We start from the raw sequence: 448 nt of genomic DNA, 5'->3' as shown, positions 1-448 counted from the left end.
AAGCCTCACCTACGCCAAGCCGCGCATCCTCATCGTCTCCGACGTCGCCGGCCGCCCCGCCGCCCCCGAAGAGCTGACCTCCCCGGACTACTGGGTCGAGCACGTACGGCGCCCGGTGCGGTTCGCCGACGGCGTCCGCGCCCTGGCCGAGCGCAAGGCCGGCCGGTTCCTCGAGCTGGGACCCGACGGCCGGCTGACCGCCCTCGCCCAGGACTGCCTGGACGGCGGCACCGAGATCTTCGCAAGCGCCCTGCGCAACGACCGCCCCGAACCGGAGAGCCTGCTCACCGCCCTCGCCCAGCTCTTCGTCACCGGCCTGCCCGTGGCGTGGGACACCGCGTTCCCCCAAGCCGCCGGCGCAACGGCCGCGCAAGAGCCGCTGGATCTGCCGACGTACGCGTTCCAGCGCCGTCGCTTCTGGTCCCGGGACACCGGCTCCGCCCCCGGC

General features: G+C 74.6%; 1 protein-coding gene. It reads left to right on the top strand.

Annotated elements, in window-relative coordinates:
* Window positions 1-448 (top strand): hypothetical protein (locus tag AC5WRT_RS39085; RefSeq protein WP_496098965.1); only part of this gene is annotated, 448 nt, incomplete at both ends.

This window comes from Streptomyces sp. NTD91 (assembly GCF_059510455.1).
Note: the sequence above shows the minus strand (reverse complement) of the source record. Positions and strands in the feature narration are given on the sequence as shown.